The 25090-nt window shown below is 28.6% G+C and carries 26 protein-coding genes and 1 tRNA gene; 13 read left to right on the top strand and 14 right to left on the bottom strand.

Annotated features, from left to right (window positions below):
* Positions 1–29 precede the first annotated feature (29 nt).
* Entirely contained in the window at positions 30–851 is an 822-nt protein-coding gene (locus tag ACI48P_RS01830) for a tetratricopeptide repeat protein (protein WP_475212857.1), read from the top strand.
* Between the two features lie 96 nt (positions 852–947).
* On the opposite strand, the gene ACI48P_RS01825 is transcribed toward ACI48P_RS01830, so the two are convergent.
* From ACI48P_RS01825 to ACI48P_RS01815, 3 genes are all read right to left on the bottom strand, one after another.
* Positions 948–1484 (bottom strand): GerMN domain-containing protein, encoded by a 537-nt coding sequence (locus ACI48P_RS01825; RefSeq protein ID WP_475212855.1) that lies wholly within the window; start codon positions 1482–1484, stop codon positions 948–950.
* Positions 1485–1639: 155 nt separating this feature from the next.
* The gene (locus ACI48P_RS01820; protein WP_475212854.1) at positions 1640–3562 is read right to left on the bottom strand and encodes an ABC-F family ATP-binding cassette domain-containing protein; all 1923 of its coding nucleotides are present in this window, start codon (positions 3560–3562) and stop codon (positions 1640–1642) included.
* Positions 3563–3600: 38 nt separating this feature from the next.
* Positions 3601–4308 (bottom strand): M15 family metallopeptidase, encoded by a 708-nt coding sequence (locus tag ACI48P_RS01815; protein ID WP_475212852.1) that lies wholly within the window; start codon positions 4306–4308, stop codon positions 3601–3603.
* Between the two features lie 274 nt (positions 4309–4582).
* Here ACI48P_RS01815 and ACI48P_RS01810 point away from each other — a divergent pair, with 274 nt between their 5' ends.
* Positions 4583–5929, top strand: a complete 1347-nt coding sequence (locus ACI48P_RS01810; protein WP_475212850.1) for a glycosyltransferase family 2 protein — start codon at positions 4583–4585, stop codon at positions 5927–5929.
* A 22-nt stretch (positions 5930–5951) separates the two neighbouring features.
* Here ACI48P_RS01810 and ACI48P_RS01805 read toward each other — a convergent pair whose 3' ends face one another.
* Together ACI48P_RS01805 and ACI48P_RS01800 are read right to left on the bottom strand one after the other, a co-directional pair.
* Entirely contained in the window at positions 5952–7406 is a 1455-nt protein-coding gene (locus ACI48P_RS01805; RefSeq protein WP_475214119.1) for an aminotransferase-like domain-containing protein, read from the bottom strand.
* A gap of 41 nt (positions 7407–7447) precedes the next feature.
* On the bottom strand, positions 7448–8344 hold the full coding sequence (locus tag ACI48P_RS01800; RefSeq protein WP_475212848.1) for a D-alanine--D-alanine ligase: 897 nt from the start codon (positions 8342–8344) through the stop codon (positions 7448–7450).
* A gap of 265 nt (positions 8345–8609) precedes the next feature.
* On the opposite strand from ACI48P_RS01800, the gene ACI48P_RS01795 reads away from it, so the two are divergent.
* From ACI48P_RS01795 to ACI48P_RS01785, 3 genes are all read left to right on the top strand, one after another.
* Positions 8610–8683 (top strand) — tRNA-Cys (locus ACI48P_RS01795).
* A gap of 145 nt (positions 8684–8828) precedes the next feature.
* A complete protein-coding gene (locus ACI48P_RS01790) occupies positions 8829–10064 on the top strand; it encodes a competence/damage-inducible protein A (protein ID WP_475212846.1) in 1236 nt (411 codons plus the stop codon).
* 9 nt (positions 10065–10073) lie between these two features.
* Entirely contained in the window at positions 10074–10862 is a 789-nt protein-coding gene (locus ACI48P_RS01785; protein ID WP_475212845.1) for a Cof-type HAD-IIB family hydrolase, read from the top strand.
* Positions 10863–10925: 63 nt separating this feature from the next.
* Here the strand turns inward: ACI48P_RS01785 and ACI48P_RS01780 are convergent, their stop codons facing one another.
* Positions 10926–11510, bottom strand: a complete 585-nt coding sequence (locus ACI48P_RS01780) for a zinc dependent phospholipase C family protein (protein WP_475212843.1) — start codon at positions 11508–11510, stop codon at positions 10926–10928.
* Between the two features lie 193 nt (positions 11511–11703).
* Between ACI48P_RS01780 and ACI48P_RS01775 the strand changes: the two genes are divergently transcribed.
* A complete protein-coding gene (locus ACI48P_RS01775) occupies positions 11704–12630 on the top strand; it encodes a DMT family transporter (protein ID WP_475212841.1) in 927 nt (308 codons plus the stop codon).
* Between the two features lie 40 nt (positions 12631–12670).
* Here ACI48P_RS01775 and mnmL read toward each other — a convergent pair whose 3' ends face one another.
* Positions 12671–13609, bottom strand: coding sequence for a tRNA modification radical SAM protein MnmL/YtqA (mnmL, locus tag ACI48P_RS01770; RefSeq protein ID WP_475212837.1), 939 nt, complete (start codon positions 13607–13609; stop codon positions 12671–12673).
* A 185-nt stretch (positions 13610–13794) separates the two neighbouring features.
* On the opposite strand from mnmL, the gene ACI48P_RS01765 reads away from it, so the two are divergent.
* Together ACI48P_RS01765 and ACI48P_RS01760 are read left to right on the top strand one after the other, a co-directional pair.
* Positions 13795–15261 (top strand): VanW family protein, encoded by a 1467-nt coding sequence (locus ACI48P_RS01765; RefSeq protein WP_475212836.1) that lies wholly within the window; start codon positions 13795–13797, stop codon positions 15259–15261.
* A 134-nt stretch (positions 15262–15395) separates the two neighbouring features.
* Positions 15396–15911, top strand: a complete 516-nt coding sequence (locus tag ACI48P_RS01760) for a deoxycytidylate deaminase (RefSeq protein ID WP_475212835.1) — start codon at positions 15396–15398, stop codon at positions 15909–15911.
* Positions 15912–15974: 63 nt separating this feature from the next.
* Here the strand turns inward: ACI48P_RS01760 and ACI48P_RS01755 are convergent, their stop codons facing one another.
* The gene (locus tag ACI48P_RS01755) at positions 15975–18062 is read right to left on the bottom strand and encodes a glutamine synthetase III family protein (protein ID WP_475212833.1); all 2088 of its coding nucleotides are present in this window, start codon (positions 18060–18062) and stop codon (positions 15975–15977) included.
* A gap of 186 nt (positions 18063–18248) precedes the next feature.
* Here ACI48P_RS01755 and ACI48P_RS01750 point away from each other — a divergent pair, with 186 nt between their 5' ends.
* Both ACI48P_RS01750 and ACI48P_RS01745 read left to right on the top strand, forming a co-directional pair.
* Positions 18249–19562, top strand: a complete 1314-nt coding sequence (locus ACI48P_RS01750) for a glutamine synthetase family protein (protein WP_475212831.1) — start codon at positions 18249–18251, stop codon at positions 19560–19562.
* Positions 19563–19600: 38 nt separating this feature from the next.
* Positions 19601–20170, top strand: a complete 570-nt coding sequence (locus ACI48P_RS01745) for an ANTAR domain-containing response regulator (protein ID WP_475212829.1) — start codon at positions 19601–19603, stop codon at positions 20168–20170.
* A 63-nt stretch (positions 20171–20233) separates the two neighbouring features.
* Here ACI48P_RS01745 and ACI48P_RS01740 read toward each other — a convergent pair whose 3' ends face one another.
* Positions 20234–20782, bottom strand: coding sequence for a DUF308 domain-containing protein (locus ACI48P_RS01740; protein ID WP_475212827.1), 549 nt, complete (start codon positions 20780–20782; stop codon positions 20234–20236).
* A 79-nt stretch (positions 20783–20861) separates the two neighbouring features.
* Positions 20862–21035: a hypothetical protein gene (locus ACI48P_RS01735; protein WP_475212825.1), complete on the bottom strand. Its 174-nt coding sequence runs from the start codon at positions 21033–21035 to the stop codon at positions 20862–20864.
* A 181-nt stretch (positions 21036–21216) separates the two neighbouring features.
* Here ACI48P_RS01735 and ACI48P_RS01730 point away from each other — a divergent pair, with 181 nt between their 5' ends.
* Positions 21217–21645 carry a DMT family transporter gene (locus ACI48P_RS01730; RefSeq protein ID WP_475212823.1) on the top strand — a complete coding sequence of 143 codons (429 nt, stop codon included), beginning with the start codon at positions 21217–21219 and terminating at the stop codon, positions 21643–21645.
* Positions 21646–21709: 64 nt separating this feature from the next.
* Positions 21710–22360, top strand: a complete 651-nt coding sequence (locus ACI48P_RS01725; RefSeq protein ID WP_475212821.1) for a Dph6-related ATP pyrophosphatase — start codon at positions 21710–21712, stop codon at positions 22358–22360.
* A gap of 79 nt (positions 22361–22439) precedes the next feature.
* On the opposite strand, the gene ACI48P_RS01720 is transcribed toward ACI48P_RS01725, so the two are convergent.
* The gene (locus ACI48P_RS01720; protein WP_475212819.1) at positions 22440–22682 is read right to left on the bottom strand and encodes a hypothetical protein; all 243 of its coding nucleotides are present in this window, start codon (positions 22680–22682) and stop codon (positions 22440–22442) included.
* Between the two features lie 221 nt (positions 22683–22903).
* Between ACI48P_RS01720 and ACI48P_RS01715 the strand changes: the two genes are divergently transcribed.
* Entirely contained in the window at positions 22904–23041 is a 138-nt protein-coding gene (locus tag ACI48P_RS01715) for a Mor transcription activator family protein (protein WP_475212817.1), read from the top strand.
* Between the two features lie 82 nt (positions 23042–23123).
* On the opposite strand, the gene ACI48P_RS01710 is transcribed toward ACI48P_RS01715, so the two are convergent.
* From ACI48P_RS01710 to ACI48P_RS01700, 3 genes are all read right to left on the bottom strand, one after another.
* Positions 23124–23258 (bottom strand): YvrJ family protein, encoded by a 135-nt coding sequence (locus ACI48P_RS01710; RefSeq protein ID WP_475214118.1) that lies wholly within the window; start codon positions 23256–23258, stop codon positions 23124–23126.
* 180 nt (positions 23259–23438) lie between these two features.
* Positions 23439–23591 carry a hypothetical protein gene (locus ACI48P_RS01705; RefSeq protein ID WP_475212815.1) on the bottom strand — a complete coding sequence of 51 codons (153 nt, stop codon included), beginning with the start codon at positions 23589–23591 and terminating at the stop codon, positions 23439–23441.
* 95 nt (positions 23592–23686) lie between these two features.
* The gene (locus tag ACI48P_RS01700) at positions 23687–25027 is read right to left on the bottom strand and encodes an MATE family efflux transporter (RefSeq protein ID WP_475212813.1); all 1341 of its coding nucleotides are present in this window, start codon (positions 25025–25027) and stop codon (positions 23687–23689) included.
* Positions 25028–25090: the final 63 nt, after the last annotated feature.

The raw sequence follows: 25090 nt of genomic DNA, 5'->3' as shown, positions 1-25090 counted from the left end.
TTTAAGCTAATAAAGGGGGGGAAGGCTTAGTGGCTATAAATAAAGTATTTAGAGAGATGTTTAATGAACAAAAAAGGCAAAAAGAACTAGAACATCAAAGAGAAATAATCAAAAAAAGTTTAGAAAGTAGTGGATATATTTTAAGTGATTTTGAGACAGGAATAGATTTAGTAGAAGAAGAAAGATATAGTGAAGCAGTGGTATTTTTAGAGCCTTGTGCTAAAGCAAACAATGCTCAGGCACAGTATGAATTAGGCAGACTTTATAAAGAAGGACTAGGTGTAGAGAAGGATAGAGGATTAGCTAAAAAATATCTTATGGATTCTTATAAACAAGGTTTTAAAAAGTCGGGACTATTACTTAGAGAAATGAGATATGAAGAAAAAGGGAAGCTAGAAAAAGATGTGAACACTACATTTGAAACTAAGATAAGTGATTTAGGATATAGCATTGATATGCCAAGTAATTGGGTTGAACTAGAATCTAAAAATAAAAAATGTTTTGATACTATTGCAATAGATAGCATAAATGGAGAAGTAATATTTAATATAAAAATGCAGGTATTCTTAATTGAAATACCTGATAATATGAGCGGTTGTGTATCCTTAGATAGAGTAGCTAATAATATGGGATGTATAGAATCTGTAGATTTTAATAATGGAAATTGTAATGGAAAATTAATATGTGGTGAAGGTTTAGATGGGACCTGTAATTATATATTTATTGTAAAGGGAAAAAGGGGAGTTTACGACGTAAGAGTAATGGTAGATAAATATCTAGAACCTATTTATGAAGATATTGTGGATCACATAATATATAGTTTTAAAATATTAGATGAATCAGTTGTATAAAAATTAACAATAAATAGCTTGATTTTAAATTAAATAGTTTTATAATAAATGAAAATAAGCATCTTTATTTAAATAAAAATAAAGATGCTTATTTTATTATTTATAATCCTTTATAGAAAAGAAGTCATCTTTTTCAAATAATATATGACCACTTTGATATTCGTTTCCATTAACTAATAATTTTAGCTGATCTAATTCAAAGTTCTCAAGATAAGTCTTAGCAACAGAATCAAGCATCATACTTTCAAAACCAGAACCTAAATTAAAGTTATAAAATTCTTCAGAAAAATCTAAAACGCCGACTTCCATCTCACCATCTGAAACATAAGTTTTAAAGCTAAGAACCTGAGTTTTTTCAGGAACTACTTTATTAGTTATTAATTCATCTAATATAACTTCAGGTGTTATAGATTTAACATTCACCTCTTTATTAACTAGATTAAGAGCATCTTCATCAGTAGTATAAATTGTTGCGACTAATCCTTCATTAGTAGAATCATTAGATTTTTTTTCATCAAAGCTATCCATAGTTATGTAAGAAACTTCTTTTTCTTCATCGGCTGGTTTTGAGCAACCAACGAAAGAAGAAAAGCAAATAGTGCATGATAGTCCTATTAGCAGTAATTTTTTCACAATAAAAAACATCCCCTTTTTCAATATACTTGAGATAAAAGCTTGTATTTAAGCTAGTTAGTATAAATGTATGATAAAAGAGGATGTAATATAACTTAAATTTAATCGATAAAACACACAATAATTAAGTTTAGGTTATATATTAATAAACAATATTAATTTTTTGAGTTTTCTATTTCTTCGTTAAGGTTATTTAGATATTCCCATCTTTCGTATTTATGTTCAAGTTCTTTTTCTAAATTTGCTTTTTCATCTAGGACCTCTTGAAGTTTAATAAAATCTGTTGAATATTTTGAAGTACTTGATTCAAGTTCTTCAATTTTTTGCTCGAGTTTTTCTATATTACTGTCTATAGTTTCGAACTCTCTTTTTTCATTAAAGCTAAATTTAAGTTTTTTCTCAGACTTAGGCTTTTCTTTTTTAGGAGTAGATACTATTTTTTCTTCAGTAGTTGTTTTATCAAATTCTTCAAACTCTATTCCTTGAATTTCTCTATATATTTGATAATCGCTATAGTTACCAGTGAATATATGGATTTGTCCATTACCTTCATAAGCAAATACTTTATTACAAATTCTGTCTAAGAAATATCTATCATGTGATACTGTTATTACAATACCTTTAAATTCATCAAGATAGTCTTCTAAGATGTTTAATGTATCTATATCTAAATCGTTAGTAGGCTCATCTAGTAAAAGTACATTAGGAGCCATCATAAGGGTTCTTAATAAATGAAGTCGTCTTCTTTCTCCACCAGATAATTTTTTGATTAAAGTATACTGCATAGTTCCATTAAATAAGAATCTTTCACACATCTGAGATGCTGTAATTTTTGACCCATCATTAGTTTCTATATAGTCACTTGCTTCTTTTACATAATCAATAGCTCTCATATCTGGGTGCATATGTGCATCATCTTGAGAGAAACAACCTATTTTAACTGTTTCACCAATAGAAATATAACCACTATCAGGATCTACTTTTCCATTTAGTATGTTTATTAAAGTAGATTTACCCATACCATTTTTACCTATTATACCAATTCTATCAGTACGAGCTAATGTATATTCAAGGTTATCAATAACTTTTTTATCTCCAAAAGATTTTGATATATTGTGTATTTCTATAATTTTATTTCCAAGTCTTGATGATCCAACAGATATATCAACTTTTTCATCTGCTGATATTGCATCTCTATTAACAAGCTCATCAAATCTTTGTAGTCTGGCTTTTTGCTTTGTAGTACGAGCTTTTGCTCCTCTTCTTACCCAAGCTAATTCTGTTCTTATAAGGTTTTGACGCTTTTCTTCCATGCTAGTTTCTAAAGCTAGTCTCTCCATCTTTTTCTCAAGGAAAACAGAGTAGTTACCTTCATAACTAAAAAGACGACCTTTATCTAATTCTATAATTCTGTTTGTAACACGATCTAAGAAGTATCTATCGTGGGTAATCATTAATAAAGATCCTTTTCTAGCATTTAAGTATTCTTCTAACCAGTCAATAGTATCATTATCAAGGTGGTTAGTAGGTTCGTCTAATATTAATAATTCACAAGGTGTTATAAGAGCAGAAGCCAACGAAATTCTTTTTTTCTGGCCACCAGATAACCCTTTTACTTTTTGTGAAAAGTCATTTATTCCTAGCTTTGTAAGTACAGACTTAGCCTCACTTTCTAAGTCCCAAAGATTAAGATTATCTATTTTTTCTTGTAAAGATATTAACTTAGCATTTAATTTATCATCATAGTTAGTATTAACTTTAGCAAGAGTTTCTTCATATTCACCAAGTATTCTCATTTCTTCTGAAGTACCTTTGAATACCTGTTCTAATACTGTTGCATTATCATCATAATCTGGGTTTTGAGGAAGATATTCTACACGAACTCTATTAGCCTTTGTAATAGTACCAGAGTCTTTTTCTTCAGCATCAGCTATTATTTTAAGAAGAGTAGATTTACCAGTTCCGTTAACTCCAATAAGTCCTATTTTCTCACCTTCATTTATACCTAAAGATATATTTTCTAGTAAAGATTTTTCAGAATAACTTTTACAAATATTTTCTAAAGTCATTAAATTCATATTATATCACCTTCAATTTCTATTTCTTATTATTTAAATTACAGCTTTTTTTCAAAGTGTTGGAAATCAGGATTTTTCCAGTGTCCACCCCATGACCAACCTCTTTTAGTAAATGCGTTGTATGCTGCATCTCCTTCTTTTATCATACCTTTAGCAGAGTTTGATCTATCTGCATAAACATATCCTTCTTTAGGGCTAGTATTATTTCCAATGACATGAGGATTTTGCAATGGATTTATGTCTATAGCTAGTCCCATACCATGGTTTGATATTTTGTTTGTTCCAGCAATAGTTCTATAACAAAAAGCTGAAGAATTGTTATCAGCCATAGATGACTCATCAATAGCATCATATTCATCTATTAAACGTATTTTTTTTATAGGATATTTGGCTTCGTATAATTCTTTAAAAATATCAACAACCTCTGAAGCTACTCTTGAATCAACAATCATCTCACCTATGTGAGCTTTATCATCAAATCCATAATAAGTAAGATTTAGATAAGATAAATTGTCAAAATTTACAGGCTCATCACTGGGCATTGATTTTCCAATCATTTTATCTTTTACATCATCTGGAATAGAAGAGTATTCAAATACTGGCTCGTCTTTTTTGTTAAAGGAAGTATCTTTAATATTTTCTGGTATAGAAATTTCTGAGCTTGTATTATCAGAAGATAATTTAGATACAAAATAAGTAGGTATACCAATTACACATATTATTAGTATCATTATTATTTTTTTCATATGTTTCACCCCCATATAGTTATCCATTAGTCACAATAGAAACTATTTCTATTATAACCTATAAAGCTATTATAATAATAGACTTAACTTGATATATAAGAGTTTAGCTGTAAAAGTAAAATATTAGTATAAATAAAAATATTATTGAAAATATGTTAAAAAATACTAGTTCAATTTAATAGAAAATAGGTATATAATTATTAATCAAAGTGCTATGAACTAAAGCATAACCCCTAGAAATATATAACAAAAATGACATAAGTGGGAGGTTATAATGCAGCTAAGTAAATCACCAGACATAAGTAAAAACAAAAAACGAGATTTTTATATTTCTATAAACAAAAAATTTATTATTGCCTTAATAATGTCAATTACATGGGTAATATTTTCTATATATCTATCAATTCCTTGGGTGAAAGATTTATCACAATTAACAAATATATTTATAGCTTTTTTCATTATAGGCGGAATTGCATATGTTCCTGGGTTTATGAATGCCTTTTTAATATCCAGTTTGCTTCTTGATAAGCAACCAAAGGTAAAAGAAGAAAATCCAGGTGACGAAGTAACTATTTTAGTTGCAGCTTATAACGAAGAAGGTGGAATATATGAAACCCTAAGATATATAAAGAGCCAAGACTATAAAGGTAAAATTAATACAATAGTTATAAATAATAATTCTAGTGATAACACAGTAAAGGAAGTATATAGAGCTAAAAAAGAGCTAAATATGAACTTGGTTTGTATTGATGAGCCAAATCCAGGGAAATTCAATGCTTTAAATACTGGGCTTAAAAAGACTAAAACTAAGTATGTGTTAACATTAGATGCAGATACATTATTACATCAACAAGCAATAAGACGGCTTGTAGCAAGAATGAATAGTGCTCCAAGTGAAATATCTGCAGTAGCAGGTAGTATTTTAGTAAGAAATAGTAGGGATAATTTATTATCTAAGCTTCAAGAATGGGATTATTTCTTAAGTATATCTTCAATAAAAAGAATGCAGGGAATGTTCCAAGGGACTTTAGTTGCGCAAGGAGCTTTTAGTATATACAAAACGGAAGTGGTAGCGAATCTAGGCGGATGGTCTGATGCAATAGGTGAAGATATTGTACTTACATGGAATATGCTTGCTAAAAATCATAAAGTATATTTTGAACCACTTGCAGTAGCTTTTACTGATGCACCTACTAAATTAGTACATTTTATACGCCAAAGATCAAGATGGGCAAGAGGTATGATAGAGGGATTAAGGGCTATAAAGCCATGGCAACAACCTAATATATATTATAAGTTTTTAACAGGAATAGACTTATTAATACCATATATGGATTTTTCATATACATTTTTCTTTATACCAGGTTGTATTTTAGCATTATTTGGACATTTCTATATAGTTGGACCTATGATGATTTTAGTATTACCTATAACGCTAGTAAGTTTTTTAATATTATTCATGTATCAAAAAAAGCATGTGTTTGATGTATTAAACTTAAGAGTGAGAAAACATGGATTAGCATTTTTAATATTTTTATTATCATATCAGTTAATAATGTCACCAGTTTCATTATATGGATATGTTCAAGAATTATTTAATATGAAGAGAGTATGGAAATAAAATGAGAAAGACACTTAAGTTATTAAGTGCCTTTTTTTGTTTTATTATTCATTTCATTGGCAACTTCACCAATTATTTTAATACCTTTTTCTAAATCTGATATAGATGTTCTTGAAAAACCAAGTCTTAAGGTATCGTATCCTTTATTATCTATGTAAAATATATCGCCAGGCATAAAGAGTACACCTTTTTTGTAACATCTAGATAGAAGTTCTCTACAATCTATATTATCAAATTTTAAGAAAAGATGTAGCCCTCCGTCACCTAAGATATATTCAGTAGGAACGTATTTATTTACACAGTCATAAGCAAAGTTATATTTATCACCATAGAATTTCTTTATCTTTTTTACATATCTATCAAAACCACCATTAATAAGGTAGTCATAAAGTATACCTTGATCTAAAAAGGAAACATGAATATTTCTACATCTTTTAACGCTCTCCAATTTATCAATTACTTTCTTATCAGCTAATATCCATCCTATCCTCATTCCAGGGAATAATATTTTAGAAAAACTTCCTATGTACACAACACCGTTACTTAAATTATCTAAAGAACAAATTGGGAATATATGCGAACTAGAGTATAAAAGTTCTTCATTAAAGCCATCTTCAATTATTGCTATATTGTTTTGTTTCATTAAATTATAATATCTATATCTATCTTCTGGAGATATAACCATTCCAGTTGGATTATGATATGATGGGGTAATATAGGAAAACTTAATTTTACCTTTGTGTTCCTTTAGTTTTTTTTCTAAATCATCAAAATCTAATCCATATTTATTGATGTCAAAGGTAGCAAAATTTAATTCTCTAGCTTTCATTATTTTAATAGCTGTATTATGAGTTGGGTTTTCACAAAGTATGAAATCGCCTTTATTAGTGAATGCAGAAAGTAACATTTCAAAGCCTTCAGTAAATCCATTGGTTATTAGAATATCTTTGTTAGATGTATCCACACCTTTACTATTCATATAATTTAGCAAGTAATCAATTAAAGGCTTATATCCTTGTGCATATCCATAGTTAAGCAGTTTGTGACCTTCTAAAGATATTCTATTTAGAAAGGATTTTTTTAATTCTTCCATATCAAATAATTCACCATCTGGAGATATACTTTTAAAAGATATTAAACCAGCTTCCCATGGGATTTCATTTTTTATAATATCCATTTCGTTTGCTATTTTTGAGTAGTTATTTTCTAAGTTATTCCAGTTGATAGACCAAGTACTTTCAGGCTTTAAAGTTATAGAATTTACAAAAGTTCCTTTACCTGAAACAGAATATATAATTCCTTCTGATTTTAGCTCTTCATAAGCTTGCACTACAGAGTTTCTACTAACTTTCATAATATGACTAAGCTCCCTTGTAGAAGGGAGCTTACTATTGTTAGGAATTAATCCTTTTATTATCATATCTCTTATATAATTTTTTAGTTGTATATAAATGGGATCATTGTCGGTAAAATCCATACTTGAAAAAATCAATTTATCACCTCATTTTAGATTTAAATCTATTTCATAGAGTACTCTATTATTTTATCTAACAATTCAACAAATCCAATATTCTTAGCTTTTGCACTTCTTGGTATTAAACTAGTTTTAGTCATTCCTGGAAGTGTATTAAGTTCTAGAACATATGGTACTCCATCACTTATAATAATATCAACTCTTACGTATGCCTTGCAATTAAAAATCTTCCAACAAGTCTTAGATATTTCATTTATTTGATCTTGAAGGCTATCTTCTAAATATACTATTTCCTCAATAGCTCCATTTTCTGAGTACTTAGACTTATAATCAAAAAACTCTGAAGTAGCTTTTATTGATATAGTAGGGAAAACTTCGCCATTTAAAACAAAAGAAGTATATTCTCCACCTTTAATATATTTTTCAATCATTACACAGTTATCAACTTCAAGTCCTGCTTTAACTGCATTATGGACTTCTTCCTTTGAGTGGATGAAGAAAGTTGCTACACTTGACCCACCATTATTAGGCTTAATAAATACTGGATATCCAAGTTTTTCTATAGCTTCATAATCTATTTCATCAAGATTTCTTACAACTAACCAGTCTGCAGTAGGTAAATTTGCTTGTCTTAATAATGTTTTAGATATGTTTTTATCCATACACATACCGCTAGTTAGTGGCCCACATCCAGAATAAGGTATATCCATTGCTTCTAGTATTGATTGAACACATCCATCTTCTCCGAATTTACCATGTAATGCAATAAATGCAAAATCGATGTCTGGTGTTATTTTATTAAATATATCTTTTTTTTCATTTATAATAACTTCAATAACCTCATATTTGTTTCTATCTAAATTATTAAATACTTCTCTTCCAGAGTTAAGAGAAACTTCTCTTTCAGATGAGATACCACCCATAATAACAGCTATTTTCATAATTAACACTCCTATATATTAAAATTATTGTATTTAAATGCATTTGTTATTCTTTTAATAGAATTATATGATTAGAAAACATATATTGAAAGTACCACTAGGTATGGAGTTTTAGATAGGAGTGGTTCTATAAAAATTAATATATTATATAATAAAAATGAAAATTAAATAATAAAATATTATTATAAAATATCTTATAGTAAGATAATAGAAAAACATGTTACTAATCTATGCAAAATATACTATAATTAAGTTAAGTTAATAAGGCGACATAGCCAAGTGGTAAGGCAGTGGACTGCAACTCCTTGATCCCCAGTTCGAATCTGGGTGTCGCCTCCAATTTGAAAAGGTATTAAATCTTTAAGATTTAATACCTTTTTTACGTATTATGAAATTATGATAGCTTAAAGAGAAGGAAAATTTTTTACTTTAAGGGAATAATATTTTTGGAAAATAGTGTAATATTATATATAGAGGTGATTATATGAGAGCTGAAATAATAACAGTAGGAACAGAAATACTATTAGGTGATATAGTAAATACTAACTCCCAGTATATTGCTAAAGAGTTAGCAGAAATTGGTTTAGATGTATTTTATCAAGGGACTGTAGGGGATAATGAAGATAGATTACTTCAGGTATTTGATGAATCATTAAAAAGAAGTGATATAGTTATAACAACGGGTGGGTTAGGACCTACTGGAGATGATATTACAAAGGAAGTTGCAGCAAAATACTTTGGCCAAGAGCTAGAATTACACGAAGAATCATGGGAAAAAATAGATACCTTTTTTAAAAAAATAAATACTGTGGCAACTGAAAATAACAGAAAGCAAGCATATTTCCCTAAAGAATCCATAGTGCTTCCAAATAATAATGGTACTGCACCTGGATGTATATTAAAAAAAGATGGAAAAACTATAATAGTTTTACCTGGACCACCAAGAGAGATGACATTAATGTTTGAAGATTGTGTTAAGCCTTATTTATTAAGCTTAACTAATACTACATTAGTATCAAAAACATTAAGAATGTTTGGAATAGGTGAATCGAGTTTAGAAGATAAGTTAATAGATATAATAAACGAGCAAACTAATCCAACCGTAGCACCTTATGCAAAAGATATGGAAGTAACATTAAGAATAACTGCTAAAGCTAATAATATTAAGGAAGCAGATGAATTAATTAAGCCTGTAGTAGAAAAAATTAAAAGTAGGGTAGGACAATTTGTTTATGGTGAGGATGAAACATCACTAGAAGAAACTGTAGCAAAACTTTTAGTGAAAAGAAATTTAACAATAGCTGTTGCTGAGTCTTGTACTGGGGGGATGGTATCTTCATCGCTAATTGATTACCCAGGCATATCTTCTGTATTTATGGAAGGCTGCGTTACATACTCTAATGATGCAAAAATGAAGAGATTAGGAGTTAAAGAAGAAACTTTAGAAAAGTTTGGAGCTGTTAGTGAACAAACGGCAAAAGAAATGGCAGAAGGAATAGCTAAAGGATTTAACACTAATATTGGATTAGCTACCACAGGTATCGCAGGACCAGGCGGAGGTACTGAAGAAAAGCCAGTTGGTCTTGTATATATGGGAATATATATAAATGGAAATACTATAATTAAGAAATATAACTTTAATGGTTCAAGAAGTAGAATAAGACAAAGAGCAACAAGAACTATACTAAATGATTTAAGATTGGCTCTAGGAGAATTATAGGAGGACAAAATGATAAAACATATATTTTGTGATTTAGATGGAACACTTTATCATGATGGCATTGATGAAGGTGATGCTAAAGCAATAAAAGAAATAGAAGAAGCTGGAGTAAAATTTCATATAGCCACAGGAAGAATTTTTAAACAAGCATATAAGATGACTAAAGATAGTATTGCTATGAATGGTTATTATATTTGTGAAAACGGATCATTTATACATGATTATAAGCACAGCAAAATATTTAGTGGTACTATTGATGACAATATAGTAAAAAAAGTTATAGCTAGATTTGAATCTGAAAGTGCGCATATGTATTTCAAATACGATGGTGGTGTAGTACTTACAGGTGGAGAAAAGGAGTTTAGTATATATTCTAGTGATTATGTAATAGATAAGGAATTTATAAAAAGAGATAGTTTTAATAATTTGGTAGGAAATATTGGAGTTGTATCCGAAAATATAGAAGAATTAAGTAGGATAGAACTATACTTACAAAGTGAATTTAATGAAGTTTTAGATATATACTTTTCATCACCTACAACATTAAACCTAGTTGCTAAAGGTGTATCTAAGAGAGATGGTATAAAATATGTATGTGATATTTTAGGCGCAAAAGAAGATGAAATAGCAACTATAGGTGATTCTCCAAATGATATATGTATGCTAAAAGGAATAAAGTATAGCTTTGCTATGGAGAATGCAAGAGAAAGTGTAAAGGAAAGTGCAAATTATAGTGCTAAAAGCGTAAAGGATGCAATCGAAAAAATAATAAAAATAAATAGTGAATTACATAGTTAAGAACAAAATAAAAAGGCTGCTATAAACGACAATGTTTGTAGTAGCCTTTTTAAATATAAAAATTTAACCACACTGTATTAGCGTGTAAGAGTGTGCAGTATTTTTTAATATAGAATCTAAAATATAATCAATGACACTGTTGCAAACATAAGTAGAAAAATATAAATCATTATCATAATCTAGTTTATTTTTATACTCAGTATATAGCGTATTAAAGAAGTTCTCAAAATTATTGTCTAGAGATTGACCTTTATATTTTGATAAATCAATAGATTTTGCTGACATATTAAGATTTTTTTCATAATTTACGTGTTTACTAAAGCTGTGGGTCATCTCCCATCTTTCGCTATGAGCAGCGCAAAAGAAATCGCATAAAAAGTGACAGATAACTCCTATCTCTTGACTAAATTTACTTATAGAAAAATACTTAGATAAACTATTTATAGTAAGATTGCATAAATTTGTTATCTTAGATATAATCATTTCTAGAGACTCATCAAGGTAGTGCTTATTAAATAAATATTTTGATGTTATATCAGGCTTTATATTACCATATAAAAAGTTTTTTTCGCTAATTAAAAAGCTTTTATTTGAATCTATATTATCAAGTAGTGATTTACCAATAATTAAATGTGTGTTCATTAACATTTTTACACCTCATATTTTAATTAGAATTACTTAGTATGTTAAGTTATCTAATAAATTATTCTAAAAGTTAGAAAACGTATTTATATACATTATAATAATATCAAGAAAATATAAAGTATACAACATGAAAAAAATGTTAATAAGTTAATTATTACCAATTTAAGTAAGAATGATGGTTTATGGGAGGATATTGATGGTAGAAGTAAAAAAAGGGTATTTGTATATCTTAATAGCGGGGATACTTTGGGCGACTCTTGGATTACTAGGAGATATACTAATGAAGAATGGCTTAACGCCTGAACAAGTGGCTTTCGTAAGATTATTTTTAGGCTTTATAGTGTTATCTGTTTATTGTAGAGTAAAAAATAGAGAATTACTAAAAGCAAGTAAAAAAGGAATAGTATATTCAATGATAATAGGTATAATATGTCAGGGTTTATTTAACCTGTGTTATTTTAATGCAATAAAAAGTGTTGGAGTTTCAGTGGCAGCAGTATTGCTTTATACATCGCCATTATTTCTAGCATTATTTTCGAAATTAGTATATAAAGAGAATATTAACTTAAACAAAATAGTTTCACTAGTAGTTTGTTTCATAGGGGCAATATTTGCAGTAACAGGAGGCAAATTAGATATTAGTGGTCTTAGTACAACTGGTATTATAACGGGGATATTATCAGCTATAACTTACGCATTAATGCCTATAATAAGTAAAGATGCGTTAAAGGAAAATCATAGTATTACAATACTTATTTATGGATTTTTGTTTGGAGCTTTATTTATGTTGCCATTTGCAAAGCCAATGGAAATGGTATCCTACTTAGGTAATGTTAAGGTGGTTGTTGCAATGTTAGTACTAGGTATAGTTCCAGCAGCTCTAGCTTATATATTCTATGTAGAAGGAATTGGTAAAGGTGTAGAGTTATCTGTAGCAGGTGTGATAGCATCAATTGAATTAGTTGTTTCTGCATTTATTGGATGGACGGTAATAGGAGAAGCGTCTTCAATAGTAAAACTATTAGGAGTAGGTTTAATGGTAATTTCATCTATAATAGCAATAAGAAGTATTTCTACTGAAAAAGAGGTTACAGAAGAAATTGTTGAACCTAAAATGGCATAAACAAAGCCTATAACATTAAAGTTATAGGCTTTTATTAATACTATTTATTATATTTTATTCCTTGGTATGAGTTACGCTTAGCCATAGTATCATCAATAGCATTTAACACTTCCCATTTTTTTAGACTCCAAAGAGGTCCAACAAGCTCATCTCTTTTTCCATCTCCTGTAAGTCTATGAACTATCATAGTATCAGGTAGTATTTCAAGCTGATCACATACTAAGTTTATATATTCATCTTGAGTCATAAGCTCTACCATATTTTTTTCTAACATTTTTTCCATTGGAGTATCTTTTATAATATGAAGAAGATGTATTTTTATACCATCTACACCCATATTAGCAACAGCTTTTGCTGTTTCCATCATCATATCATAGTCTTCACCAGGAAGACCGTTTATTATATGAACAATAACTTTTATATTCTTAGCTTTTAATTTTTCTAAACCATCTAAGAAAGTCTGATAATCATGACCTCTATTTATTTTTTTAGAAGTAGAATCGTGTATTGTTTGAAGTCCTAGTTCTACCCATAAGTTAGTTCTTTCATTAAGTTCACCAAGATACTCAACAACATCGTCAGCTAAACAATCTGGCCTAGTTGATATAGATAAACCTATAACGTCATCCATTTCTAATATTGTTTCATATTTTTCTTTTAATACTTCAAGTGGAGCGTAAGTATTTGTATAAGCTTGGAAATACCCAATATATTTAGCATTATTCCACTTTTTATGCATCATTAGCTTGATATCTTCAAATTGTTTTATTAAATCATCTTTAGGGTTACCTGCAAAATCTCCAGAACCTTCCTTACTACAATATGTGCAACCTCCGTAAGCAACAGTTCCATCTATATTAGGACATGTAAATCCTGCATTTATTGATACCTTAAATACTTTTTCACCAAAGGTATTTCTAAGGTAGTAATTCCATGTATGATATCTCTTGTTATCAAAAGCATATTTAAATTTACTCAATTGTATCACCTTTTTCTAATAGTATTGTATACATTAAAATATATTACCATAAAAAAATTATATATACAAATACAGTTGTAAATAGAAGTATTAATAATTACAACAATGTAATATATTAAGCTGAATATATAACTATCACAAACAATAATCTATATTAATGACTCAGATTAGGGGGGATGGTAAATATGGATGAAGAAAACAAAGATAAGCAATGTGAAAAAAGTAGTGATGATGTTATTAATAATTTAGATAATAGCAATAAGAATAAAGAAGATAAAGAAGATAAAGAGATAGTAAATAAGGAGATAGAAACTAACATAAATAATGATGGCGGCATTGAGAAGAATGAAGATTTAAATGAGATTGATAGTAATGATAAGCCTAGAAATAATAAAAAGATGTTATATATATTTAGCATAATATCTATAGCTATTACAATTTGTATACTATTATTAATTAGCACTACAATAAAAAAATATGAAAGTCTAGTATATCCAGGAGCTATGCTTTATGGAAAAGAGATATCTAAATTTACAGAAAAAGAAGTATTAAATGAACTTATGAACATTGAAGAAAAATTAGAAAGCCAAAATTTAAATATTAAAGCTAATGACAAAGAGTACAATTTAAAAGCTAATGAAATCATAAAAAAGAACAATAAAGAAGAGTTGTTAAATGAAATAATGGGTAAAGGTAAAAACGATAGCATAGTAAAAAAATATATCAATATTATTAAGGAAAAAGATATTGACTACAAATTAGATGTAGAAGTAGATAAAGATAAAGTAGAAGAAATGATAAATATTATAGAATTAGAGACTAAAATAAGCCCTAAAGAGCATGCTGTAGTAATAGATGGAGATAAAATAGAATATGTTGAGGGTATCAAAGGGAGTGTATTAGATACTGATGGTTTAGTAAAAAAAATAAATGAATCAATATTAAAATCTGATAATAATGACATATCAATTGTTGCCGATTATGAAAAATTATCACCAAACATTGATATCAATGAACTTAGAAAAGTAGATACTAAAATATCTCAGTTCTCAACTCATTATGGTGGTGGAAGTGGTAGAGGGAGTAATATAGAAATAGCAGCAAAAAAATTAGACAACATGGTACTTATGCCAGGGGAAGAGTTTTCTTATGAAAATGCAATAGGTCCAGTATCAGCAAGTAATGGATATAAAGAGGCATCGGTAATAATAAACGGCAAAATAGATAAGGGTATAGGGGGAGGGGTATGCCAAGTTTCATCAACACTATATAATACACAGTTAAAGGCAGGAATACTTCCAACTCAAAGAAGAAATCATTCAAAAGCTGTAGATTATGTACCTAGAGGATTGGATGCAACATTGGCAAGTGGTAGTATTGATTATAGATTTGTAAATACTTACAAATACCCAATAGTACTTAATACTTATACATCAAATGGAAATCTATATATAGAAATATGGTCAAATAAAGATGCTACAAATGGAATAACTTATGAACCTGTAAGCTATGTAAGCGGTAAGAAGGCAGACACTTATTTGTATGGATACGATAAAGATGGTAATAAGGTATATGAAAAATATATAGATTCTAGTGTTTACAAAAAGAAATTATTAATAAAAAGAAAAATATGGATCTTATGTATACAATGAACCATGTAAAAGTATTTTATATGGTTCATTTTTATATATAATGGAAAAATAATAAAAAGGGATTTTTCTTGCACCATAATTGTAATTATTATAAACTTATATATAATGTCAAAGTAGAATAGGAGATTACTTGTATGAAAAATACTAATTATATATCTTGGGATGAATACTTTATGGGAGTGGCTCTTCTTTCTGCGAAAAGAAGTAAAGACCCAAACACTCAGGTAGGAGCATGTATTGTAAGTGGACAAGACTCTAATGGCTTAAATGGCAATACTATATTAAGTGTTGGATATAATGGTTTACCAGCTGGTTGTTGTGATGATGAATTTCCTTGGGGAAGAGAAGGTGATTTTTTAGAAACTAAATATCCATTTGTAGTTCATGCAGAGCTAAATGCTATTTTAAATGCTCAAGGGAAATCTTTAGTTGGCTCTAAATTATATGTAGCACTATTCCCTTGCAATGAATGTGCAAAGGCGATAATTCAAAGTGGAATAAAGGAAATCGTGTATCTTAGTGATAAATATGCAGATACAGATATTGTAAAAGCATCTAAGAAAATGCTTAATGCGGCTGGTGTTAAGTTGACACAACTAGAACCTCAGTCATCTTCTTTAACAATATCATTTGATTTAGATAATATATAAATGGAAAAGATTAATTAAAAAATAGCCTCTTAAATGTTTAAGGGGCTATTATAATATATGGGATTAAAGACTATATAATAATTCACCATAAGTAGGATATGGCCAATATTTTTTACCTATAAAAAGTTCTAGTTCATCAGTAATTACTCTAATATCTTGCATAGTAGTAACTATATTTTCTTTATAATATTGAGAACATTTTTTAATATCTGTATATGATTTAGCATCTAGTAATAGATTGTCTAGGACTTCACATTTTCTATATAAATATGATGATAGATAAGAAATCTTAGATATTAAATTTATTTCTAAAGAGCAGTCAATATCAGCAATAAGTGATTTTTTAGATAAAGCAGTATCACTTAAATCATGGCTGTATGCACAAACACTTGGTATTATATCTTTTCTTAGCATATCAAGCATAGTGAGTGCTTCTATATTTATTGTTTTGCAGTAGTTTTCAAGTAGTATTTCACATCTTGATTTCATTTCACTTTCAGAAAAGACACCGTGCTTAGTAAATACTTTTATATTTTTCTCATCTATAAAATGAGGTAGAGCATCAACTGTTGATTTTAAATTTGATAAACCTCTGTTTTTTGCTTCAATTACCCATTCATCAGAATAGTTATTGCCATTAAATATTATTCTTTTATGCTTAATTATAGTGTATTTTATTAGCTCTATTACATCATTTTCAAAGTCGCTAGATTTTTCTAACACATCTGCTAGTTGGCACAGTGATTCAGAAACTATTGTATTTAATATAATATTTGGTCCAGCAATAGAAGCTGAAGACCCTAGCATTCTAAACTCGAACTTATTTCCAGTAAATGCAAATGGAGAGGTACGGTTTCTATCAGTATTATCCTTTTTAAATGAAGGAAGAGTATCCACTGCTATTTGCATATTATTATTTTCATTAGTATATACACTGCCAGTTTCTATAGAATTTAATACAGCTTCTAAATCACTACCGATAAACATTGAGACTATAGCTGGTGGAGCTTCATTGCCCCCTAATCTATGATCATTTCCGGCATTTGATACAGAGATTCTTAATAAATCTTGATATTCATCAACAGCTTTAATTATAGCTGATAAAAAAAGTAAAAACTGAGTATTATCTATTGGTGATTTTCCTGGATCCAATAAGTTTTTTCCTGTATTAGTTCCAAGAGACCAGTTATTATGTTTACCGCTACCATTAACTCCTGCAAAAGGCTTCTCATGTAATAAGCATACAAGACCATGTTTGTTTGCAATACTTTTCATAAGTTCCATTGTAAGTTGGTTATGGTCTGTAGCAATATTTGTGCTACTAAATATAGGAGCCAACTCATGTTGAGAAGGAGCTACCTCATTATGCTTTGTCTTTGCAAGGATACCTAATTTCCATAGTCCCTCATCTAGTTCTTTCATATATGATGATACTCTTGGCTTAATAGTACCAAAGTAGTGATCTTCAAGTTCTTGGCCTTTTGGAGGTTTAGCTCCAAATAATGTTCTGCCACAGAATATTAAGTCCTTTCTTTTTTCATATAAGGTTTTATCTACTAAAAAATACTCTTGTTCAGGGCCTACAGTTGTAATGACTCTGGTTGTGGAATTATCACCAAATAATCTTAATATTCTTAAGGCTTGGTCATTTAAAACCTTCATAGATTTAAGAAGAGGTGTCTTCTTATCTAAGACTTCACCTGAATAAGAGCAGAAAGCTGTTGGTATATATAATGTATGATCTCTGATAAATGCATATGATGTAGGGTCCCAAGCTGTATATCCTCTTGCCTCAAACGTAGCTCTAAGTCCCCCAGATGGAAAGCTTGATGCATCCGGCTCACCTTTTATAAGTTCTTTACCTGAAAACTCCATAATTACAGTTCCATCACTATTGGGAGAAATAAAGCTATCGTGTTTTTCTGCAGTAACACCAGTCATTGGTTGAAACCAGTGGGTAAAATGAGTTGCTCCTTTTTCAATTGCCCAATCTTTCATTGAGTTGGCAACAACATTAGCTATATTTATATCAAGTGGTTTACCTTCATCTATTGTATTTCTAAGCTTTTTATAAATCTCTTTAGGTAGTCTTTCTTTCATGACTTTATCATTAAAAACCATACTACCGAATAACTCTGGTATGTTTACCATATAAATACCTCCTAATAATTATATATAAAATTAATCTATGAAATCATAACTATAAAACTCAATAAAAAAGACGCAGTAGGTATAAACCTACAGCGCCTTTGCTGTTCTATATTTCAATTATATGTAATAGTAAGAAAAAACGTTCATAAAATTTATTATAAGTTGATAATAATTAGGGAGGTAAATATGAATTATACTAAAAATGAAGTTATTCAGTTTATTGAAGAAAATGATGTTAAGTTTGTTAAGCTTAATTTTTGTGATTTGTTCGGATTTCTAAAAAACATTACTATAACAGCAGAGGAAGTGTATCGTGCATTTGAAACTGGAATATCTTTTGATGCATCTGCAGTAGAAGGATTTATGAATGTAGAAGAATCAGATTTATTTTTACATCCGGACCCACAAACTTTATCGATATCTCCATGGAGGCTACAGCATGGAAGAGTAGTTAGATTTTTCTGTGATATCAAACATCCTGATGGAAGAAATTTTGAAGGTGATAGTAGGAATATATTAAAAAAAGTAATACAACAATTAGATGAAAATGGGTATAAGTGTAAAATAGGATCTGAGTGTGAATTTTATATTTTTGAGCAAGATGAAAAGGGATTGCCTACACAAATACCTCATGATTATGCAGGTTACTGTGATGTATCTCCTTTAGATAAGGGGGAGAATATACGAAGAGAAATATGTATGGCACTTCAAGAAATGGGTATACAACCAGAAAGCTCTCATCATGAGCAAGGACCAGGTCAAAATGAAATAGATTTTAGATACAGTGATGCTTTAAGTGCAGCAGATAATTTAATGAATTTTAAATCAATAGTTAAAACTGCGGCCTCAAGAAATGGTTTATTTGCATCTTTTATGCCAAAGCCCTTTGTTGATAAAAGCGGAAATGGACTTCACATTAACATATCTTTATTTAAAAATAATGAAAACTTATTTACTAAGGTAGAAGAGTCAAAGTATATGGAAAGTTTTATAGCAGGAATAATGAATAGAATAAAAGAAATTACAACATTTTTAAATCCACTTACTAATTCCTATAAAAGGTTTGGAAGTGATAAAGCTCCAAAATATATAACATGGTCTAATCAAAATAGATCTCAACTAATAAGAATACCGGCAGCAAGTGGAGAATTTAGTAGAATAGAGCTTAGATCACCGGACCCATCTTGTAATCCATACTTAGCATTTGCTTTAATAATAAGTGCAGGTATGGAAGGCATAGAAAAAAGTATGAAGCTTGTAAGTAGTAATGATTATAATTTATATGAATTAATAGAAGAAAGCTTAGATGATGTTGATACATTACCATTAAGTTTATCAGAAGCTATAGATTTAACCTATAATAGTGAATTTGTAAGGAATGTATTACCAAATATAACCATAGAAAAATATATACAATCCAAAATTGATGAAAATATTAAATATTTATCAACTGCAGACAAGGAAAGCTTCGAAAAAGAACTTTACTTTATGCATATATAGTATGCTAGATACGTTTTATAAGAAGGGATTGTGATTATATGAAAAGTGCACTAGTAGTATCTAGTAATGATAAAGCAAAAATATTTCTAGAAGAAGCTTTGAGTATTCATGAGTATACCAAAATAGTTACTGTGAGTAATGGATGTGAAGCAAGACGAACCTTAATGGAGATGCCATTTGATATTGTAATAATAAATACTCCTCTTAGTGATGAATTTGGTCATGACTTATCTTTAACTGTTACAGAAATGTATTCCTATGGAGTTATATTGATTATTAAAAGTGAGATGGCTGATGAAATAAGTTCTAAGGTTGAAGATTGTGGTGTTTTTGTTATTCCTAGGCCGATAAGTAAATCTTTTTTTTATCAGGCATTAAAATTTGTATCTGCTTCGAGGGTTAAGATTTTAGGATTAGAGATTGAAAATATTAAGTTACAAAATAAGATAGAAGAAATAAGACTTGTAAATAGAGCTAAATGTGTATTAATACAATACTTAAATATGACTGAGTCACAAGCTCACAGATATATAGAAAAGCAAGCAATGGATATGAGAAGTACAAAAAAAGAAGTTGCAAAGGAAATATTAAAAACATATGAAAGCTAAAAAGACTACATTGTTCACAATGTAGTCTTTATTTATTAAAAAATTATATATTTTAAAAACTAATTAAAATGATTTTAATCTATTACCAGTAGATATTAACTGGAATCCTATTAATACTATTATAAGTGAAATTATTGATACAATAAATCTTGATAAAAATAATGGAGACATTATTAAAGTTAAACCTATTAATAACATTAATAAACTTCCAAAGCCAAACCTGTAGTAGGGGTTGTTTTTATTACTTAACATTTTACTTATTTGTGAGAATATTATATAAGCACCACCTACAAAAGAAACCATACTCTGAATCTTTTCTGGGAATAAAAATAGTAATATAACAGCTATTAGAAGAATAAACTGCGAGCGAGTATAAGGTGATATTTCTTCTTTTGAAGCATATCTTTTTAACTCGTTAATATTTTTAAGATTTAAGTATGCAATAAATAATAATGCTATTGCTAAAGTCCATGATACTAATTTTATTCCAAGGCCTTTATAGATAAAAGAGAAAACACCTAATGCTATTAGTAAATATCCCATTATAAGAAATTTAGTGGCATTTTCCTTTTTATTTAAACTATCGAAATTGAAACTAAAAAATTGAAACATTTATTCACCTCTACGATATTAAACAATATTTTTTTTCATTATATCAGAAAAGCATATAGAAATCTATATGCCTTTCTGATTATTTAAGTGATCCATTTCTTAAACCTTTTCGCTCATTTCTTTGATTAGATCTTTGAATCGCCTTATATTTTTCACTTGTAGGAGAGCTATTGCTGGCATTAGTTTCTAAACAGTAAGCATTACTACATCCCAATAAAGATAGTATTAAAGTTAAAGATAATATTTTTTTCATTTTATCCTCCATAATAACAATAGAAATTATATGTATAATATTTTTTAGTTTTCCCTAAAAAGCAAAAAATATTGAGAATAAATAATTACTATGTTACATTTTACTTATATCCTTTAAATGTAATTAATAGACAGGTTGTATCATAATATTAATTAAGCGAACATTTAAAGGAGGTATATGTATGTCAAACTTATCTGCAATTTTATTTGCTATATTAGCCGGTGGTTCAACTGCCTTAGAGGCTTTTATAAATGGGGAATTGGGGAAAAATACTACAGCACTAATAGCAACATTTATTAGTTTACTTGTAGGTGCAGTCTTTTTTCTTATTAGTATATTATTAACTGGAGGATTTAAATCATTAGTAAATATAGGTGAAATAAGTCCAAAGCTACTACTGGGAGGTATATTTGGAGGCTTAATTATATATTTTACAGTTAAGGCAATACCAAACTTAGGTGTGTCTAATACCTTAACATTAATAGTAGTTTCGCAAATACTTTTAGGATTTTTTATTGATGGAGTTGTACTTCAAACACAGACTATGCACTTATACAAATACATAGGAGCGGCATTAGTAGTAATAGGAACTTTTTTTATAGTAAACTAAAATATATATTTTATTTGTGTACATATATTAAATCTTACAGATGATAAAATTGGGAGGACAAAAGTTGGAAAATAAAAAATTTGTTATGTCATTTAGCGGTGGTAAGGACAGTATACTTGCTTTATATAGAATGATAAGAAAAGGATATGAGCCTGTAGCACTTCTTACTACAGCGAAAAAGAATGAAGACAGATCATGGACACATGGTTTGAGCAAGGAGCTATTAAATAAAGTAAGTAAGAGTATTGATATTCCGTTACTTATAGTAGAGTGTGATGTTAATGAATATGAAAGTAAATTCGAAGAAAACTTACAGATAGCAAAAACTATGGGAGCTGAAATTTGTGCATTTGGAGATATAGACTTAGAGCCTCATAAAAAATGGGATGTAGATAGATGTGATAAAGTTGGATTACAACCAGAGTTTCCTTTATGGCAAGAAGATAGAGAAAAACTAGTATATGAATTTATAGATAGCGGTTTTAAAACTATTATTAAAACTGTAAACCTAAAACATATGTCTGAAGAATTTTTAGGTAAAAAGCTTACCAAAGAAGTTGTTGAGGATATAAAAGCTACTGGCTCTGATGCATGTGGTGAAAATGGAGAATATCACACATTCGTAGTTGATGGACCTATATTTAAGAACCCTATAGATTTTGAAAATAAAGGGATAATAATAGATAATGGTTATGGAAATTTAAACATTAAGTAAATATTAAAAAATAAAGCTATCTCAAATAATAGAGATAGCTTTATCTTTGTTGAATTTCCAAGAATATAATTTTATTATTTTAGACTCTAGCTTTAATTATATCTAACATTGAATTACCTTCATTGAGTGCTTCTATAGCGCTAAGCAATGATTCACTATTATTATTTTTATAATATATTTGTAGTTGTAATAGCGCAATTTGGTAAAAATTTAAAGTTGAAAGTAATGAATAATAAATTACTTTATCTTTATCTTCACTTCCTTCAATGCTATCTAATATATAATTTCTTTCCCTATCCAACTCAGATTGTATAAAATTCATTTCTTTTTCTACACTTTCCATATCATTATTTTGTAATACCGACAAAAAAAGTGTATTTGATGAATTTGAAATTTGATCAATATCTTTTATACTATTAGTATTTGCTTTTTTATTACATAAATACTTTAAATAGTAATTTATATAGTGAATATAAAAACTATGTGGTTTACTTATGAAAAGTACCTTATTATAAATATGTGGTGTCCTTTTCTATTGAAAAGATGATATACAAAGAAGCCAGAGATAGAGAAGTAATCTCTAATTATAATGGATTTAACCATAGAGAGTTGGATGTTAAATATAATATGTCTGAAAGTTACATAAGAGCTATTATAAATATAAATAAGAAAAGTGCTTAGCATAAGGAGAATATTGGTATTGACTTGATATATTTAAAAGATATGATGAAAACTTAGATACTTAAATTCTAGTTTTTTAAATTTAATTATTTAATTCGTTAATATTTGAACTCAAAGAGTTTATACTTGTACTTAAATTTTCTAATTTACCTTCGATACGTATCAAAAGATACACTGTAACTATAACAGGAAAGCCTAGATTAGCAACTAATTGCATCGAATCCAATTCCAAACTCTATTACACCTATTAATATTATAAGAAAGCCCCTCATTAAGTTAGAGGGACATTTCTTAATTATTAAAGGCTAAGCGACTACAAGATAATATCCTGTTGTTTCAGTTTGTACGACTTTTGCTTCTAATGGCATTTTTAGTTAGAAATAAACTTTTATTTTATTTAGCTAAGTTTTTCTTCTTTTTTCCAAGCTATTAACACGAAGTCTTTACCAGTTTCTTCTTTTATTAAATTTTCAGCTTTCTTTATTGCATCTTCTTCATTTTTGCTTATTTGTGCTAACTCATAACCATTGTAAGAAAAATTAGTATTCATAAATTGCCTCCTTAAATTAGACTCATATATATTTTGTCTTTTAATGACGAAAATATAATAAGAATTGATTGTATTTAAAGGAAACTATAATTATATTAATTTATGTTTATTTTTGATATTTTATTTTTTAAAAAAGCAAGAGATATAACAACACATATAGCTTCAGAAACTACTGAAGTTATCCATATTCCTTTTCCACCGAATAGTAAAATCATAAATAGTAAACTAATTGTAATAACCACAAGGCCTCTTCCTAAAGATATTATTGTTGAAAGAACAGGTTTTTCTATAGAAGCAAAAAATCCTGAAGCTAAAACATTAAATCCTAAGAATAAGAAGGAAACTGAGAAAGTTCTAAATACTTGCATTGATGATTCGAATAATAAGCCATCATCAGGACTAATGAATAAAGATACTATTGGAGCAGTAAATCCAATACAAATTAAAAATATTAGTAGAGATGCTATTGTAATAGCTTTTAGTCCCATTTTTAATAGTTCTTTAATTTTATCTATATCACCTTCGCCGTAGTAAAAACTACATAAAGGCTGCATACCTTGAGTAATACCAATCATCGTCATAAGAACTAAAGTATTAACGTAGCATATTACACTATATGATATAAGTGCATTTTCTCCTATAAATATCAATAAGCTTTGATTAAATAGAATTATTATAATACCACCACTCAACTCTGTAGTTGAATCTGGAAATCCTATAAAGAATATTCTCTTAATTGTATCAAAATTAAATTTAAACTTTGTGAATTTTAAAGTTCCTTTTTTTCTTAAAAAATGAGACAAGAAGAAAATAGTCGAGAAAACTTGAGATATACCTGTTGCTATAGCAGCACCTTTTACACCCCAACCAAATTCAATGACGAAGAAATAATCTAATATAACGTTACTTATTGCTGAAATTAATACTCCTAAAGTTGCAAGGACAGGAAATCCATCAGTTTTTACTATAACCTCAAATGAATATGAAACAATAAAAAATCCATTAAAAGCAATAATAATGCTTAAGTATTGTTTCACTAGTGGTAAGGTTGAAGATGTAGCACCTAAAAAGGAGGCAAGATTATCTAGATTTAATAATGCAAGTATAGTTATTAATATAGATAAGATAATTACTACAACAATATTCATAGAAAAAGTTTCGTTGGCAGACTTAATATCTTTTTGCCCTAGAAATATTGCGATTATTGTTGAAGCACCTGTTGAAAATAATACGGAGATAGCAAATATAAAGTTTATAAAAGGCATGGATATATTAACTGAAGCAAGGGCTATTTCACCTGCACCTTTACTTACAAATATTCCATCTACCATTGTATACAGTGAGAAAACCCACATAGCCATAACCGATGGTGCTAAATATTTTAAAAATTTTTTCCCTAAACTAATATCTTGATTTATTGATAGTCTAGATTCCATTTTTATCACTCCCTTAATAAAGATGTTAAACTATGGTATAATACCAAGGTCAACGAATAATTA

This window comes from Romboutsia sp. LXY-2, assembly GCF_056171995.1.
The sequence above is the reverse complement of the archived record's forward strand: the minus strand, read 5'-3'. Positions and strand labels throughout refer to the sequence as shown.

What these genes read in the sequence shown, in the direction of transcription:
- ACI48P_RS01710 (WP_475214118.1), bottom strand. Translation starts at nt 23,258, where the DNA reads ATGCAATTAGTTGCTAATCTAGGCTTTCCTGTTATAGTTACAGTGTAT.
- ACI48P_RS01740 (WP_475212827.1), bottom strand. Translation starts at nt 20,782, where the DNA reads ATGTTTCAATTTTTTAGTTTCAATTTCGATAGTTTAAATAAAAAGGAA.
- ACI48P_RS01805 (WP_475214119.1), bottom strand. Translation starts at nt 7,406, where the DNA reads ATGGATTTTACCGACAATGATCCCATTTATATACAACTAAAAAATTAT.
- ACI48P_RS01780 (WP_475212843.1), bottom strand. Translation starts at nt 11,510, where the DNA reads ATGTTAATGAACACACATTTAATTATTGGTAAATCACTACTTGATAAT.
- ACI48P_RS01745 (WP_475212829.1), top strand. Translation starts at nt 19,601, where the DNA reads ATGAAAAGTGCACTAGTAGTATCTAGTAATGATAAAGCAAAAATATTT.
- ACI48P_RS01755 (WP_475212833.1), bottom strand. Translation starts at nt 18,062, where the DNA reads ATGGTAAACATACCAGAGTTATTCGGTAGTATGGTTTTTAATGATAAA.
- ACI48P_RS01810 (WP_475212850.1), top strand. Translation starts at nt 4,583, where the DNA reads ATGCAGCTAAGTAAATCACCAGACATAAGTAAAAACAAAAAACGAGAT.
- ACI48P_RS01775 (WP_475212841.1), top strand. Translation starts at nt 11,704, where the DNA reads ATGGTAGAAGTAAAAAAAGGGTATTTGTATATCTTAATAGCGGGGATA.
- ACI48P_RS01820 (WP_475212854.1), bottom strand. Translation starts at nt 3,562, where the DNA reads ATGAATTTAATGACTTTAGAAAATATTTGTAAAAGTTATTCTGAAAAA.
- ACI48P_RS01705 (WP_475212815.1), bottom strand. Translation starts at nt 23,591, where the DNA reads ATGAATACTAATTTTTCTTACAATGGTTATGAGTTAGCACAAATAAGC.
- ACI48P_RS01760 (WP_475212835.1), top strand. Translation starts at nt 15,396, where the DNA reads ATGAAAAATACTAATTATATATCTTGGGATGAATACTTTATGGGAGTG.
- ACI48P_RS01790 (WP_475212846.1), top strand. Translation starts at nt 8,829, where the DNA reads ATGAGAGCTGAAATAATAACAGTAGGAACAGAAATACTATTAGGTGAT.
- ACI48P_RS01800 (WP_475212848.1), bottom strand. Translation starts at nt 8,344, where the DNA reads ATGAAAATAGCTGTTATTATGGGTGGTATCTCATCTGAAAGAGAAGTT.
- ACI48P_RS01735 (WP_475212825.1), bottom strand. Translation starts at nt 21,035, where the DNA reads ATGAAAAAAATATTATCTTTAACTTTAATACTATCTTTATTGGGATGT.
- ACI48P_RS01720 (WP_475212819.1), bottom strand. Translation starts at nt 22,682, where the DNA reads ATGAATTTTATACAATCTGAGTTGGATAGGGAAAGAAATTATATATTA.
- ACI48P_RS01700 (WP_475212813.1), bottom strand. Translation starts at nt 25,027, where the DNA reads ATGGAATCTAGACTATCAATAAATCAAGATATTAGTTTAGGGAAAAAA.
- ACI48P_RS01785 (WP_475212845.1), top strand. Translation starts at nt 10,074, where the DNA reads ATGATAAAACATATATTTTGTGATTTAGATGGAACACTTTATCATGAT.
- ACI48P_RS01750 (WP_475212831.1), top strand. Translation starts at nt 18,249, where the DNA reads ATGAATTATACTAAAAATGAAGTTATTCAGTTTATTGAAGAAAATGAT.
- ACI48P_RS01715 (WP_475212817.1), top strand. Translation starts at nt 22,904, where the DNA reads ATGATATACAAAGAAGCCAGAGATAGAGAAGTAATCTCTAATTATAAT.
- ACI48P_RS01765 (WP_475212836.1), top strand. Translation starts at nt 13,795, where the DNA reads ATGGATGAAGAAAACAAAGATAAGCAATGTGAAAAAAGTAGTGATGAT.
- ACI48P_RS01815 (WP_475212852.1), bottom strand. Translation starts at nt 4,308, where the DNA reads ATGAAAAAAATAATAATGATACTAATAATATGTGTAATTGGTATACCT.
- ACI48P_RS01730 (WP_475212823.1), top strand. Translation starts at nt 21,217, where the DNA reads ATGTCAAACTTATCTGCAATTTTATTTGCTATATTAGCCGGTGGTTCA.